Source organism: Ramlibacter aurantiacus, from assembly GCF_016722895.1.
GTDB lineage: Bacteria > Pseudomonadota > Gammaproteobacteria > Burkholderiales > Burkholderiaceae_C > Ramlibacter > Ramlibacter aurantiacus.
The window spans coordinates 1,504,484-1,520,102 of record NZ_JAEQNA010000001.1; the positions used below are offsets into that span (position 1 = coordinate 1,504,484).

The 15,619-nt window shown below is 69.0% G+C and carries 9 protein-coding genes; 6 read left to right on the forward strand and 3 right to left on the reverse strand.

Annotated elements, in window-relative coordinates:
- Nucleotides 1-61 precede the first annotated feature (61 nt).
- Both JI739_RS07080 and JI739_RS07085 read right to left on the reverse strand, forming a co-directional pair.
- Complete coding sequence (locus tag JI739_RS07080; RefSeq protein ID WP_201683096.1) at nt 62-3,022, reverse strand: formate dehydrogenase subunit alpha; 2,961 nt, start codon at nt 3,020-3,022, stop codon at nt 62-64.
- A gap of 23 nt (nt 3,023-3,045) precedes the next feature.
- Nucleotides 3,046-3,252 (reverse strand): formate dehydrogenase, encoded by a 207-nt coding sequence (locus JI739_RS07085; RefSeq protein ID WP_201683097.1) that lies wholly within the window; start codon nt 3,250-3,252, stop codon nt 3,046-3,048.
- Between the two features lie 311 nt (nt 3,253-3,563).
- On the opposite strand from JI739_RS07085, the gene JI739_RS07090 reads away from it, so the two are divergent.
- The 6 genes from JI739_RS07090 to JI739_RS07115 all read left to right on the forward strand — a co-directional run bounded on the left by JI739_RS07090 (nt 3,564) and on the right by JI739_RS07115 (nt 14,378).
- Nucleotides 3,564-4,946: a sigma-54-dependent transcriptional regulator gene (locus JI739_RS07090; protein WP_354003686.1), complete on the forward strand. Its 1,383-nt coding sequence runs from the start codon at nt 3,564-3,566 to the stop codon at nt 4,944-4,946.
- Nucleotides 4,931-6,931 carry a sensor histidine kinase gene (locus tag JI739_RS07095; protein WP_201683099.1) on the forward strand — a complete coding sequence of 667 codons (2,001 nt, stop codon included), beginning with the start codon at nt 4,931-4,933 and terminating at the stop codon, nt 6,929-6,931. Before JI739_RS07090 ends, JI739_RS07095 begins: the two co-directional genes overlap by 16 nt.
- A gap of 332 nt (nt 6,932-7,263) precedes the next feature.
- Nucleotides 7,264-8,769 carry a WD40 repeat domain-containing protein gene (locus JI739_RS24835; protein ID WP_201683100.1) on the forward strand — a complete coding sequence of 502 codons (1,506 nt, stop codon included), beginning with the start codon at nt 7,264-7,266 and terminating at the stop codon, nt 8,767-8,769.
- A gap of 83 nt (nt 8,770-8,852) precedes the next feature.
- Nucleotides 8,853-10,574, forward strand: a complete 1,722-nt coding sequence (locus JI739_RS07105) for a WD40 repeat domain-containing protein (protein ID WP_201683101.1) — start codon at nt 8,853-8,855, stop codon at nt 10,572-10,574.
- Nucleotides 10,575-10,658: 84 nt separating this feature from the next.
- Nucleotides 10,659-12,422, forward strand: coding sequence for a WD40 repeat domain-containing protein (locus tag JI739_RS07110; protein ID WP_201683102.1), 1,764 nt, complete (start codon nt 10,659-10,661; stop codon nt 12,420-12,422).
- 135 nt (nt 12,423-12,557) lie between these two features.
- Nucleotides 12,558-14,378 carry a WD40 repeat domain-containing protein gene (locus JI739_RS07115; protein ID WP_201683103.1) on the forward strand — a complete coding sequence of 607 codons (1,821 nt, stop codon included), beginning with the start codon at nt 12,558-12,560 and terminating at the stop codon, nt 14,376-14,378.
- Here the strand turns inward: JI739_RS07115 and JI739_RS07120 are convergent.
- Nucleotides 14,375-15,544, reverse strand: a complete 1,170-nt coding sequence (locus JI739_RS07120) for an MFS transporter (protein ID WP_201683104.1) — start codon at nt 15,542-15,544, stop codon at nt 14,375-14,377. The two genes, JI739_RS07115 and JI739_RS07120, sit on opposite strands and share 4 nt — an antisense overlap.
- Between the last annotated feature and the right edge of the window lie 75 nt (nt 15,545-15,619).

The window sequence follows — 15,619 nt, forward strand, 5'->3', positions numbered from 1 at the left end:
TTGCCGGGCCGCTGGCTGCGCCGCTCGAGGGGAGGCGCCGAAGGCGCTTCGGGGCGGTCGTTCATGCTGCTCGCTCGATGTTGCAGATCGTCGTTTTCGACTCCTGCATCATCGTCACGCTGTCATATCCGTAGGTGGTGGCCGTGTTGACCGCCTCGCCGCGCACCACCGGGTACGCGCCCTTGGGGTAGTAGGCGAGCATGTCGGCGCCCTGCCATCGCCCCGAGAAGTGGAAGGGCATGAAGGCGGTGTCGGGGCCGACGCGCTCGGTCACCATCGCCTGCACGTTCAGCCGCGCACCCGTGGGGGTGAGCAGCCACACGCGATCGCCATTGCGGATGCCGCGATCGGCCGCCGCCTTGGGGTTGATCTCGACGAAGGCCTCCTGCTGCAACTCGGCCAGCCAGGGGTTGGACCGGGTCTCCTCGCCGCCGCCCTCGTATTCGACCAGTCGGCCGGAGGTGAGAATCAGCGGGAACTTCTCGTGCACCTTGTCCTGGATGTTCTTCTGCTGCACCGACTTGTACAGCGTGGGCAGGCGCCAGAAGGCCTTCTTGTCGTCGTGCGCCGGGTACTTGGCGACCAGGTCCGGGCGGGTGCTGTAGAGGGCCTCGCGGTGCTGCGGAATGGGATCGGGGAAGTTCCAGACCACCGCGCGCGCCTTGGCGTTGCCGAAGGGGTGGCAGCCATGGTTCTTCATGACGACGCGGATGATGCCGCCCGAGTTGTCGGTCTTCCAGTTCTTGCCCTCGGCCGCTTTCTGCTCCTCGGGGGTCAGCTCACCCCACCAGCCCAGCTTCTTGACCAGGACGTGGTCGAACTCGGGATAGCCGGTGGTGATGTCGGCGCCCACGGAGTGCGATCCGTCGCCGGCCAGCAGGCTCTGGCCTTCGCGCTCCACGCCGAAGTTGGCCCGGAAGTTGCCGCCGCCGTCCATCACGTGCTTGGTGGTGTCGTAGAGGTTGGGCGAGCCCGGATGCTTCATTTCGGGCGTGCCGAAGGCCGGCCACGGCAGGCCGAAGTAGTCACCCGTGAGGTCGTAGCCGCTTTCCTTGTCCTTGCCGCCCTTGGCCTTGAGCGTCTTGACGTCGAAGACGTGCATGTTGCGCATGTGCGCCTTCAGCCGCTCCGGGCTCTGGCCGGTGTAGCCGATGGTCCAGACCGAGCGGTTGATCTCGCGCAGGATGTCCTCGGGCACGGGTTCGTCCATGCCCCTGACCTTCTGCATCTTGTAGTTCTTGACCAGCTCCGGTCCGAAGCCGAGCTTCTGGGCCAGCTGGTACATGATCATGTGGTCGCTGCGGCTTTCCCACAGCGGCTCGATCACCATCTCGCGCCACTGGATGGAGCGGTTGGACGCGGTGGCCGAACCCGAGGTCTCGAACTGCGTGGCCGCCGGCAGGAGGTACACGGCGCGATTGGGGTTGCGATCCTCGGGCCGGCCCGGCATCGCCGCCATGGCGGCGGTGGCCGACGGATAGGGGTCCACCACGACGAGCAGGTCGAGCTTGTCCATGGCCTGCTTCATCTCCAGCCCGCGCGTTTGCGAGTTGGGGGCGTGGCCCCAGTAGACGACGCCGCGCAGGTTGGGGTCCTGGTCGATGTTCTCGTTCTTCTCGAGCACGCCGTCGATCCAGCGCGACACCGTGATGCCGGGCTTGGTCATCATCGAGGGGTTGGCGAACCGGCCCTTGATCCAGTCGTAGTCCAGGCCCCAGGCGGTGGCGAAGTGCCGCCACGACCCTTCGGCGATGCCGTAGTAGCCGGGCAGCGAGTCGGGGTTGGGCCCGACGTCGGTGGCGCCCTGCACGTTGTCGTGGCCGCGGAAGATGTTGGCACCGCCGCCGGACACGCCGATGTTGCCCAGGGCGAGCTGCAGCAGGCAGGACGCGCGGACCATGGCATTGCCGATCGTGTGCTGGGTCTGGCCCATGCACCAGACGATGGTGGAAGGCCGGTTCTTGGCCATGGCCTCGGCGACCATCGCCACTTGCGCCTCGGGCACGCCGCAGGCTTCCTCGACCTTGTCCGGCGTCCACTTGGCCATGACCTCTTCACGCACCTTGTCCATGCCCCAGACGCGGTCGGCGAGGTACTTCTTGTCCTCCCAGCCGTTCTTGAAGATGTGGTGCATGACGCCGAACAGGAACGGGATGTCGCTGCCCGAGCGGATGCGCACGTACTGGTCGGCCTTGGCGGCGGTCCGGGTGAAGCGCGGATCGACCACGATCATGCGGCAGCCATTCTCCTTGGCGTGCAGCATGTGCAGCATGGAGACCGGGTGCGCCTCGGCGGCGTTGGAGCCGATGTACAACGCGCACTTGCTGTTCTGCATGTCGTTGTACGAGTTGGTCATCGCACCGTAGCCCCAGGTGTTGGCGACGCCGGCGACGGTGGTCGAGTGGCAGATGCGCGCCTGGTGGTCGCAGTTGTTGCTGCCCCAGAGGCTCACGAACTTGCGCATCAGGTACGCCTGCTCGTTGCTGTGCTTGGACGAACCGATCCAGTAGATCGACTCGGGCCCGCTGGCCTTGCGCAGCTCCAGCATCTTGGCGCTGATCTCGTTGAGCGCCTGGTCCCAGGAGATGCGCTGGTACTTGCCGTCCACCAGCTTCATGGGGTAGCGAAGCCGGTACTCGCCGTGGCCGTGCTCGCGGATCGAGGCACCCTTGGCGCAATGGGCGCCCAGGTTGATCGGCGAATCGAACACCGGCTCCTGGCGCACCCAGACGCCGTTTTCAACCACGGCGTCGATGGCGCAACCCACCGAGCAGTGGGTGCAGACGGTGCGCTTGACTTCGATCTTGCCGCGGCCGACAGCGGCGGGCCCGGCAGCCTTGGCCTTGCGCACCAGGACCAGGCTGGAGGCGGCGAGGCCGACCCCGACACCCAGGCCCGAGCGGCGCAGGAAGCCCCGGCGATCCATGGTGGGCAGTGCATGCGAGAGGCCTCGCTGCAGGCTGTGGACGAAAGGCGAGCGCTGGCCGCCCGAGGCGTCGCCGGATTTCTTGGTGAGCAACATGGGTGTCTCCCGCAGTCGGTGGGTCAGACGAGCGTGGTCTTGAAGTAGCGGCGCACGTGCTCGCTCAGGTAGTAGCCACCGCCGCGTGCGGGCGGCTCCTTGGCGACCGGCTGCGGCGCGGGTTCGTCGCGCACGCCGGGCAGGAGGGTGACGGCTGCGGCGGCGGCACCGACGGTGCCGGCGCCAGCGAACAGCTTGCGGCGGGAAAGCTGGCGTTCAGGCTGGCTCATGGTTGTCTCCGGAAAGCTCGTAGGTATGCACACCCGTGCATACCAGCCCGACCAATCTATCGCTGCCGCAAGGCGTGGGCAACAGGGATGACCCAGGGGGAACCTCTGCAGGAAGCATGCCCGCCGCCCGATGCGATACCTCGTGACCGCTGTCAGAGGAGGTTGCACCGCAGCATGAACGCCCCTCGCGTCAAACTGTCGCGGCCCTCGCGACAAGTTGTCGCACCCGGGGCTGGCGACGAGGGCATTCCCGGTCGAAGCGCGAGGCCCGGGTTCCTAGAATGGCTGCGCATCCCGCCGTACCGCAACCCGTGAACCTCTCCCCTGCCGCCACCGCCGAGCGTCCTGGTGACCGCTGGCCCTTCTGGTCCATCCTGGTCGTCGACGACGAGCCGGGCATGCGCAACTTCCTGGTCAAGTCGCTGGCGCCGCGCTGCCATCAGGTGCTGGAGGCCGGCAACGCCGACCAGGGCGCGCAGCGCCTGCGCACGCACCACGTGGACCTGGTGATCCTCGACGTGTCGCTGCCGGGCAAGAACGGCGTGGTGTGGCTGAAGGAGCTGCGCGAGCAGGGCTTCTCGGGCGACGTGATCCTGATCACCGCCTTCGCCGACCTGGAGACCGCCATCGAGGCCCTGCGCGCGGGTGCATCCGACTTCATCCTCAAGCCGTTCCGCATGCCGCAGATCCTGAACGCCGTGCGTCACTGCTGGGAGCGTTCGCGCCTGGTCCGCGAGAACTACATCCTGCGGCGCGGCGAGGCCGCCGGGGCCGCTCCACGCGGGGGGCTGGTAGGTTCTTCCGCGGCCATGGAACGGCTGTGGCAATCGGTGTGCCGGGCCGCGGCCGTGCACAGCACGGTGCTGCTGCAGGGCGAATCCGGCACGGGCAAGGAACTGGTGGCCCGTGCGCTGCACGCGCTGGGGACCCGCTCGCAGGGGCCGTTCGTGCCGGTGAACTGCGCGTCGATGTCGCCGGAGCTGATCGAGAGCGAACTCTTCGGCCACGCCAAGGGCTCGTTCACCGGCGCCACCCGCGCCCGCGACGGGCTGTTCCATTACGCGCAAGGTGGCACGCTGTTCCTGGACGAGGTGGCGGACCTGCCGCCGGCGGTGCAATCGACCCTGCTGCGCGCGCTGGAGGACCTGAAGATCCGGCCGGTGGGCAGCGAGCAGCTGGTGCCGGTGGACGTGCGCATCATCGCCGCCACCAACCGCCACCTGCCCGACGACGTGGCCCAGGGGCGCTTCCGCAAGGACCTCTATTACCGGCTCCAGGTGGTCGAACTCGCCCTGCCGCCGCTGCGTGAGCACAAGCAAGACATCCCTGAACTGGTCCAGCACTTCATGGCGCGCATGGCGCCGGCGCTCGGCGTCGAGCCGCTGGAGCTGGGACCGACCGAGCTGGCCTTCCTGACCCGCTACGACTGGCCGGGCAACGTGCGCGAACTGCGCAACCTGATCGAGCGTTCGCTGATCCTGGGCGCACTCAACGTGTCGGCCCTGTACGCGCAGCCGGCACCGGCGCGGCTGACCACCGCGGGCGGCCAGCCCACCGACCTGCACGCACTGGAAAAGCAGCACATCCTGAGCGTGCTGGACTCGGTGCAGGGCGACAAGACGCGGGCGGCACAGTTGCTGGGCATCTCGCGCCGCACGCTGGAGCGGCGGGTGGCCGAATGGTCCGTCGCCTGATCCCCGGGCGGGCCGTGCACTGGCTGGCGCAGTCGGTGCGCCGCAAGCTGCTGGCCATGGCCCTGCTGCCGCTGGTGGTGGTGCTGCCGCTGCTGGTCGCCGTGCTGGTGCTGTGGGCCGAGCGGGCGTACGACGGGCTGTTGATCTCCAAGGTACGCAGCGACCTGGCCGTGGCGCACGGCTACTTCGACCAGGTGGTCGCGGAAGTCGGTGGCGGCACCGAGTCGGTGGCGCAGTCGCATGCCTTGCACCGTCTCATGGCTCGCGGCGAGACGGCTGGCGTCAGCGAGCTGCTGGCGCGCCAGCGCCAGGAGCTGGGCCTGGATTTCCTGACCCTCGCCGCACCGGGCGATCCCGGCTGGGCGGGGCAAAGCGCCGGCGGTCGCGCGGCTCGACTGGCGGTGATCGACGGGGTGCACGTCGCCCGCGTGGCACCCCACCTGGCCGAGCGCATCCGCGTGCCGCTGGTCTCCACGCGCAATGCCGCACCCACGGCTCGCACGGTGGAAGACCGGGCGCTGGTGGTGTTGGCGACATCGCCGGTGCGCGACGAGGCAGGCCAGACCGTGGCGCTGCTGCGCGGCGGGCTGCTGCTCAACCAGAACCTGCCCTTCATCGACCACATCAACCACATCGTCTATCCCGAAGGCACCCTGCCCTTCGGCAGCCAGGGAACGGCCACGCTCTTCCTGGACGACGTCCGCGTGACCACCAACGTGCGGCTGTTCCAGGACCAGCGCGCGATCGGCACGCGCGTGTCGCAGGCCGTGCGCGATGCCGTGCTGGAGCGAGGCGGCAGCTGGTTCGATCGCGCCTTCGTGGTCAACGACTGGTACGTGTCGGCCTACGAGCCGCTGGTGGACGGGCACGGCGAACGGGTGGGCATGCTGTACGTGGGCTTCCTCGAGCAGCCCTTCCGGCTGGTGAAGTGGGGCGTGCTGGGCGGCATCGGCCTGCTGTTCCTCGTCACCATGGCGGGGGCCGCCTTCCTGTCGCTGCGTTTGGCGCGCAGCATCTTCGAACCGGTCGAGCGCATGAACCGCACCATCGAGCGCGTCGAGGGCGGCGACAGCGCGGCGCGGGTGGGCCCGCTCGCCTCGCGCGACGAGGTGGGCTCGCTGGCCCAGCACCTGGACCACCTGCTGGATGTGGTGGCGCAGAACACCCACAGCCTGCAACGCTGGGCCGCGGAGCTGGACCACAAGGTGGCCGAGCGCACGCGCGAACTCGCGGCCAGCAATGCCTCGCTGGTGCAGGCGCAGCAACAGCTGCTGAAATCGGAAAAGCTCGCCACCATCGGCCAGCTCACCGCGGGCGTGGCGCACGAAATCAACAACCCCATCGCGGTGATCCAGGGCAACCTCGACCTGCTGCGCGAGACGCTGGGCGAACACGCGCGACCGGTCCTTCCCGAGCTGGACCTGCTGGACCAGCAAGTGCAGCGCATGCGCCTGATCGTCACGCAACTGCTGCAGTACGCGCGCCCGACCGACTACGCGGGCTACGTCGAGGCGCTCGATGCGGGCAAGGTGTTCGACGAGTGCCTGATGCTGGCGCGGCACCGGCTGGAGCAGTCGCAGGTGGTTGTGGAACGCAACTACCACGCCCGCGCGGCCGTCGGCTTCAACCGCCAGGAGCTGCAGCAGGTGCTGCTCAATCTGTTGATCAACGCCATGCAGGCCATGCCCGAAGGCGGCCGCCTGGTGCTGCGCACGCGCGACGAGGCGCAGGCGGTGGTGCTGGAGGTGCAGGACAACGGCCCCGGCCTGCCTGCGGGCGATCCGCGCGAGCTGTTCCAGGCCTTCGTCACCACGCGGCCGGAGGGCCACGGACTGGGCCTGTGGATCAGCCAGGGTCTGGTGGAGCGCTATGGCGGGCGGATCGAAGCCGGCCCGGCGCCGGGCGGCGGCGCGCTGTTTCGGGTGCGGCTGCTGCGTGAGGCGGACGTGGCGGCGCAGGCTGCGGGGCCGAACGCGATTCTTTGATCCCGCTCACGGCTGAACGGCCCGGAACCCGTTCTTTGGTTCTCCTGTTGATCCTGCCAGGGGGTTTGATCTAGTACGTAAGTACACTTCCAGACCTTTCAAGCCGGGAGCGTACTTTGAACCCCAGACCCCTGACGGCCGCACTGCTGCCGGTCGTGCTTTCGATTCTGCTGGCCGCCTGCGGCGGCGGCGGTGGCGGTGGAGAGGTGGCAGGTGCTGCCGGCACGTCGGGCGAAAGCCCCGCAGGCGCGACCCACACCGACAACACCGCCCCGACCAGCAGCACCGCCCCGCCCAGCAGCACCGCCGCGGCCGACAGCAGCGACACCGCGGTGCCGGCCACCACGGCGTCGGCGTCCGCCGATGACGGCCCGGCGGGGCCGACCAAGCTCACCGGCATGACCGACCGCAAGCGCTACGAGCTGACATGGCCCGCGGCCGAGGGCGCAACGTCCTACCAGATCCTGTTCGACCCCGACGGCGAACGGCCCCATCCGCCCGAGGTGATCGCCGAGGTGCAGGCACCCCAATTGAAGGCTTCGATCCCCGTGCCATTGGACTGGCACGACCTGGAAAACCGGGCGCAGTTCAGCATCCGCAGTTGTGCGAACGGCCGATGCGGCAAAGCTTCTGCGGCAACGCCTGTCTACGCCATCACGGCCACTTTCACATTCAAGGGCTCGCCGACCCAGGAGGGTTCGGAATTCGGTTTCGCCGTGGCCCTGTCCGCGGACGGCGATACGGTGGCCGCGGCGGCGCCCAAGTGGGTGAACCAGGCCAAGGACCGCTTCGGGCGCGTCAGCATCTACCGGCGCGAGGCAAGCGAGTGGGTCGACTACTCCGTTGACGATATTTCGCGCAAGGCGAACCGCGAGTACGGGCTCAGCGTGGCCCTGTCGGCCGACGGTCGCACCCTGGCCATCGGCGTGCCCGGCGAAGGCGACGGAGGCATGGTCATGCTGTGCCGCCTGAAGCAGAGGTATGTGTGCGACCAGATCCTGGAAGAACATAACGGCCTGTCGGGCCTCAGCGTGAGCCTGTCGGGTGATGGCCGCGTCCTCGCGATCGGTGCGCCGAACCTCCATTCGGTGTTCATGATGGCGGTGCCGGACGACGGAACCGTCCCGACGCAGCGCCGCACCGTCCATTCAGGCACTCAAGGCTTCGGCGCCCAGGTCGCCCTGTCGTCCGACGGCAAGACCTTGGTCGCCACGGACCACTTGCCTGGCGAGGACCCTCGGAGTGGCCAAACGGTCTTCGTGACGCACGACGCGGATGGCGACTGGACGGAGGACCCTGCCAAGCCCGAGCCGGCGCCCGTTCCGCTGCTCACCACCGGCACCACCATCGCGGTGTCGGCGGACGGCTCGCGTATCGCCGTCGGCGTGTGGCAAGAAAAGCGGGTCCACTTGTTCGAGCGCCAGGCCGACAAATACGTTCGGGGTGCGGAGCTCACGGCCGCCCACCCGAGCCAGCAGCACGACCTGTTCGGGGCCTCGGTCGCCCTGTCCGGCGATGGCAAGACCTTGGCGGTGGGCGCCCTGGAACCGCCACGCGGCAACCCGCCGATGCCCCGTTCCGGCTCGATCCACGTTTTCGCGCTGGGCCCGGACGGCTGGTCCTCCCGGATCACCCCGCCGCCACCCAAGGGCTTGCGCGGCATCGGCGCCGTGCCGCTCGGAACCCAGCTCCACCTGCCCAACATCGCGCTGTCGCGGGACGGCAAGTCGCTCGCCGTCGGCGACGTCGGTGAGAGGTCGTCCTCCTATGGCTACCTCGGCTGGGCCCTCGGGCGAACAGACAGCGGCCGCAGCTACGGCGCGGTCCACCTGTACTGAGCTTTCCGGGCGGCCCGCGCCGCCTGGATGCCCGGTGACTGCACGTCGCGCTCGAGTTTCAACTGGTATTCAAGAGAACTCGCATGTCCCCTCAACCCTTGTCGCGCGTCATCGCGCCTGCCTTGCTCACCATCCTGTTGACCGCCTGCGGCGGCGGTGCAGGTGGCGGCGACACCGGTTTGGCAAGCGAAAGTCTCGCAGGCGCACCGGCCACGGATGGCGCCACCTCCAGCAGCAGCAGCAGCAGCACCACGCCCTCCGACAGTGGCGATGCGGCAACCGCGGCGGCCGGATCGAGCGGCACCCCGGCGCCAGCCAGCACCGCGTCGGCGTCGGCGTCGGCGGACGCCGGACCTGCGGCACCCACCAAGCTCACCGCCGTGGCCGACCGCAAGCGCTACGAGCTGGCATGGCCCGCGGCCGAGGGCGCAACGTCCTACCAGGTCTTGTTCGTCCCCGACGGCGCACGAACCCAGCCGCCCGAGGTGATCGCCGAGGTTCCGGCCACCCAGCTGAACGTCTCCATTCCCGTGCCACTGGACTGGTACCAACTGGACAACCGCGCGCAGTTCAGCGTCCGCAGCTGCGCGAAGGGCCGCTGCGGCAACGCTTCTCCGATTACGCCTGCCTACGCCATCACGGCCTCGTTCATGTTCAAGGGCGGGCAGGTCCAGGCCGGTTCTGAGTTCGGCTATGCCGTGGCCCTGTCCGCGGATGGCGATACGCTGGCTGCTGCGGCGCCCAAGTGGAAGAACCAGGACAAACCGGGTTTTGGTCGTGTCAGCATCTACCGGCGCGAGGCAAGCGGGTGGGTCGAACACTTCGTTGACGATATTTCGACCCAGACAAACCAGTACGGGCTCAGCGTGGCCCTGTCGGCCGACGGTCGCACCCTGGCCATCGGCGTACCCGGCGAAGGCGATGGCGGCACGGTGATGGTGTGCCACCTGAAGGCGAGCTATGTGTGCGACCAGATCCGGGAAAGGCAGAACGGCCAGTCAGGGCTCAGCGTGAGCCTCTCGGGCGACGGCCGCCTCCTCGCCATCGGTGCGCCAAACCTGGGGGCGGTGGTCGTGATGGCAACGCCGGACGACGGAAGCGCTCCAACGCACCTTCGCACCGTCTCTTCCGGCACCGAGGGCTTCGGCGCGCAGGTCGCGCTGTCTTCCGACGGCAAGACCCTGGTCGCCACAGACCACTTGCCTGGCGAAGACCTGCGCACCAACCACACGGTTTTCGTGACGCACGACGCGGATGGCGATTGGTCGCTGGGCCCTGCCAAGCCCGAGCCGCTGTTCACCACCGGCACCACCATCGCCGTGTCGGCGGATGGCGCGCGTATCGCCATCGGCGTGTCTCATGACATGCAGGTCCAGGTGTTCGAGCGGCAGGGTAACGACTACGCCCTGGGTGCGGTCCTCACGGCCAGCCGGGCGAGCCCGCAGAACGACCTCTTCGGCGCCTCGGTCGCTCTGTCCGGTGATGGCAAGACCCTGGCCGTGGGCGCCCTGAATCCGCTGCGCGGCCGAGTGTCGAATCCCCGCTCCGGCTCGATCCACCTCTTTGCGCTGGGCCAGGGCGGCTGGACCTCCAGGACGGTCCCGCAGCCGGGCTGGGGCATACGCGGCATCGGCGCCGTGCCGCTGGGCAGCCAGCTGTACCTGCCCAACATCGCGTTGTCGCTGGATGGCAAGTCGCTCGCCATCGGTGACGTCGGTGAGATGTCGCCCTCCCCGGGCTACCTGGGGTGGCCTGGCGAGAAAAAAGACAGCGGCCCCAGCTACGGCGCGGTCCACCTGTTCTGAGCTTTCCGGGCGGCCCGGGCCGCCTGGGTGCCCGGTCACCGCACATCTGGTTCAAGTTTCCACTAGCACTCGAGAGAAAGACGTATGAACCCCCAACCCTTGGCACGCGCCATCGCGCCTGCCCTGCTCACCCTCTTGTTGACGGCCTGTGGCGGCGGCGGAGGCGGTGGCGACACCGGCTCGGCGAGCGTCACCGGGCCGTCTGCGCAGGCACCTGCAGCCGCACCAGCTGACACGGCTTCGACTGCGGACACGTCTTCGGCAGCGGACACGGCTGCGACTGCTGACTCCGCGAACACAGCGGACGCGGGCACCCCTGCCACGACGGCTTCAAGTTCGGCACCGCCCACCACCGGCGGCCCCGCCGCGCCGTCCAACCTCAAGGTATTCCACGATCTCAAGCGGTACGAATTCAGCTGGCCAGCAGTGGAAGGCGCCACCTCGTACGAGATCCTGATGGACCCCGACGGCCCTGCCGGCCGCGCCTTGCCAATCCCTGTCGTCACGGACATCCCACCCACCCAACTGCAGGCGTCGATGACACCGCCCGCAGCCTGGCATGGCCTCGATCTGAAGGCCACTTTCAGCGTGCGCGGATGCGCCGCGGGCCGATGTGGCGAGCCGTCACTCGCGGTGTGGCTCGCGGGTGAAAAGACCATCGGGTACCTCAAGGGCCAGGAGATCCAGGCGGGGTCGGACTTCGGGTTTGCCGTCGCCCTCTCCGCCGATGGCAACACCCTGGCTGTCGCGGCGCCGCGTTGGAAATTCAACTCGCAGACAGGCACCCAGTTCGGGCTCGTGAGCATCTATCAGCTCAGAGGTATGAGCTGGGTTGAGGATCGGATCACGCATGTGACTTCTTCTGCGCCTGCATTCGGCTTCAGCCTCGCGCTCTCGGCCAACGGCCGCAAGCTCGCCGTGGGCATCGCATCCGAAACCAGTGAGAGCGGCCGCGTGGGCCTGTGCCACTACCTGCCCGCGTCGCAGACTCAGGAAGAAGGATGGACATGCGAAACAGCGTTCGACGGAGAGAGCGGCAGCCAGGCGGGACTTAGCGTGGGCCTGTCCGGCAATGGTGAGGTCCTGGCTGTGGGCGCACCGGGAAACGGCTCCGTTGTCATCCTGACGGCAGCCCATGGCATCAAGCTGCGCGATCGGTTCCTCGCCGCGGCCCAGCCCGGCCTCGATCGCTTCGGCTCCCAGGTTGCCCTGTCTGCGGACGGGATGACCCTGGTCGCGACCGACACCGTGCCGGGCGAAAAGGCGCGCTCCGGCGCGGTGTACGTCATGCAGGCCACGGCACAGAACTGGTCTACCGGTCCCGGCGTGACCTCGCCACTGATCGAGCTGTCCAGCGCCGGCAGCAGCGTGGCGATTTCCGGTAACGGCGGTCTCATCGCAGTGGGCGTTCCCCAGGAGAAGGAGGTGCAGATGTTCGCGCGCGAGAGCACGGGATACGTCAAACGAGCACCGGTCAAAGCCTTCGTCGCTTTTGATGAGTTCGGCTCTTCGGTCGCGCTGTCGCATGACGGCAAGACCTTGGCAGTCGGCGAGATCGGCCGAGCCTTTTTCGGCGATCGGTCCAGCAGTTACATCCACCTCTTCAGCCACAGCGAGGCGCTCGGCTGGCAAGCGGTCAGGCTACCGAGGCAGTCGTCCGGCAAGCGCGGCATCGGCGCGGCTGCGATCAATGACAAGCTGGCACTACCGAGTCTGGCGCTCTCCGGAGACGGCAAGACCCTGGCCGTAGGCGACATGGACCATCCCGAGCCGGACACCGGCATCCTCAAGCCGCCTTTCAATTACCCGAAGGGTGGCCCGAGCTACGGCGGCGTCCTTCTCTATTAAGGGATGGCACATCCGGCCACGGGTCGTGGCCGGCCGCCCGAGCCGAACCTTCCATGGGTCCGGGCCGCCGAAGCTGCCCGGACCTGCGGCTCCTCGTCGTGCAGTACCTGCCCTTGTTCATCCAGGGAGAACGTCTTGAAGCGTGGATCCTTGTCATTTGCCATCGCGCCGGTCCTGCTCGCCACCCTGTTGACTGCCTGCGGCGGCGGCGGTGGAGGAGCTGGCATCTCGGACAGCAGCACGACCCCGGTGGCAGCCGCCGAGCCGGTCGTCGCCACCGGCTCGGCGCCGCCTGCACCGGCCGAAGCGGCAGCGGCCCTCGCCCCCGACAAGGGCACTGCCGACCCTGGCACGCCTGTCACCAGCGCGCCGGCTTCACCCCCGGCTGAGGCACCGTTGCCAGCATCGAACACACCGGACACACCGGCCGCACCGGCCGCACCGGCCGCACCGGCCGCACAGGCCACACCAGACACACCCCACGCGCCGCCGACGCTCAAGATCGACACGGCGTTCAAGAGCTATGCCTTCAGCTGGCCACCCGTGGAGGGGGCCAGCTCCTACGAGATCGTGCTGGACCCCGACGGCCCGGGAGCCGCACCGCCGATCCCCGTCCTGGCCGGTATCCCGGCGGACCAGCTGGAGGCGCGCCTCACGCTGCCAGCCACCTGGCAGGGACTCGACCCCGATGCGGCCACCTTCAGCGTCCGCAGCTGCCACGGTGGCCGCTGTGGGCCTCCGTCCGCTGGCGCCAGAGCCCGCCCGGCGGAGACCGCGGGGCTGCTGAAGGGCGATGCGCCCCAGGCCAGCTCCGACTTCGGCTTTTCCGTGGCGCTGTCCGCCGACGGAAACACCTTGGCCGTGGCAGCGCCGAAGTGGCGTTTCCCGGGTTCGACGATGACGGGCCGCGTGAACGTGTACGTGCGCAGCGGTGACCACTGGACGGAACACAGCCTGCCGGAGACGCAGACGCCCGATGCCGAGGACGGCTACAGCCTCGCCCTTTCCGCCGATGGACGCACGCTCGCCATCGGCATTCCAGGCGAAGCCGGCGTCGGCAAGGTCTGGCTGTGCCACGAGGCATCGAACCCGGAGTCGACACGGCTTGCCTGGGACTGCCCCACCACCATGGCCGGCAGCAAAGGTGGCCGCCTGGGCATGTCCGTGAGCCTTTCCGGCGACGGGAGCCTGCTGGCCATCGGCAACCCCTCCGCACGCCAGGTCTACCTGCTGAACGCCCGCCCCGACGAGCGATCCAGCCGGTTCATCCGCATCCTCAGCCATTCCACCACCGGCTTCGGCTCGCAGGTCGCCCTCTCGTCCGACGGCACCACGCTCGCGATGACCACGGTGCTGCCGGGCGAGCCCCCCGGCGCTCAGGACACGGCGTACCTGATGCGCGCGGAACATCGCGACTGGAAAACGACGTCCGCCACGCCGGTCCCCCTGCCCAGCACGGGCAGCACCGTGGCCGTAGCGGCCGATGGCAGCCTGGTCGTCCTGGGCGTACCCCACGAAAGGCGCGTGCAGTTCTTCGGGCGCGAAGGCGACCTCTACGTCGAACTGCCGTCGCTCGCCTCACCCGCCGCCAGCGGCTACCTGTTCGGCTCGTCCGTTGCGGTCTCTGGTGACGGCAAGGTGCTCGCCGTCGGCGCGGTGAGCCCACCCTTGGCCTCGACCGGCGAGCGCGCGGGTTCGCTCCACCTGTTCACCCGCAATGCGGACGGCGGCTGGGCGGACAGCCATCTGCCGCGGGTGCCGACCGGCCACCGCGGCTTCGGGGCCGTCGGGTTCGGCCCGCGCTACCTGCCCAACGTTGCGCTCTCCCTGGACGGCAGGACACTGGCCGCGGGTGACGTCGGGCACGGGTCGCAGGCCCCTGGTTTCTCGAGCCTGGCGACGTCGAGCCCCCAACAAAACCCTCGCCAGGCCTACGGAGGGGTGTTCCTCTTCTAAGCCCTGGCCACCGGCACGCGCACGAACACCGCCGTACCCCCGGCGAGCAGCAGCGCCGTGGCCGTGAACACCAGGCCGTAGGGCTCCCAGCCCACCGCCTGCGCCGCCGAAGCGGCCAGCCCGGTGAGCCACTGCACCAGCCCCACCCCCAGGAACATGGCCATGGTGAAGAGCGCCATGGCCCGCCCGGCCATCTCGGTGGGATAGGCCGACCGCAGGTCGGCGTACTGCAGCACGATGTAGCCGGTGACCGCGGTGATGGCCAGCACCAGCGCCACGTCCGGCACCGGCCGCCGGCTGGCGGCCAGCACCATGAACAGGCCCGCGGTGAGCATCGTGTAGCCCACGATCCAGCGACGCCGCCGCAACGGCCCGGGGTCGAGCCGGCCGAAGATCGGCGGACCGACCATGGCGATCAACGAGACCGCCAGTGCCACATGGCCGGCGGACACCAGGGTGAAGGTGTGGCGCTCCACCAGCAGCGGACCCAGCCACAGGCCGCGCAAGGTGAGGAAGGATGCATAGGTGACAAGCGCCAAGGCCAGGATGCCCCAGGTGTGCGGCAGCCGCAGCAGGTCCACATACCCGCGCAGTGCCGGCAGCACGGCCGGGCGCTGGTCAGCGGCCGGCGGGTCTTCGCGCACGACCCGCCACACCGCCAGCCAGGCCAGCGCCGAGGCCGCCGCCAGCACCCCGTAGGCCGCGCGCCAGGAGGTGCCCGCCACCAGCCAAGCCACCGGCGTGCCGGTCAGCAACATGCCCACGCTGCCCAGACCCAGCACGGCACCACTCACGGCCGCGAAGCGCTCGGCCGGAAACCGGCGGGCGATGAACACCGTGCAGACCACGAAGGCCGGCGCGCAGCCGACGCCGATCAGCGCCTGGCCGAGCACCAGCTGGCCGTAGCCGTTCGCACCGGCCGCCACCAGCGCGCCGACCACCGCCAGCGGGAACACCGCCAGCATGGTGCGGCGCGCCCCCCAGATGTCGATGCCCACGCCGGTGACGATCTGCAGGCTGCCAAAGGCGAGATGGAAGACGCCGGCGAACACACCCAGCTGGCCTGGCGTGAGACCCAGTGACTGCTGCAGCGGCGGCGCCACGATGGCGGCCAGGGTGCGGAAGGCCTGGCTCATGGCGAAGCCGGCCGTGAACGCCAGCAGCATGGGCCAGGCCGACCCCTCCGCCGGGGAGGTCCGCTTCCGTTGCACCGGGTTCAAGCGGCGCAGCGCAGCCGCGGA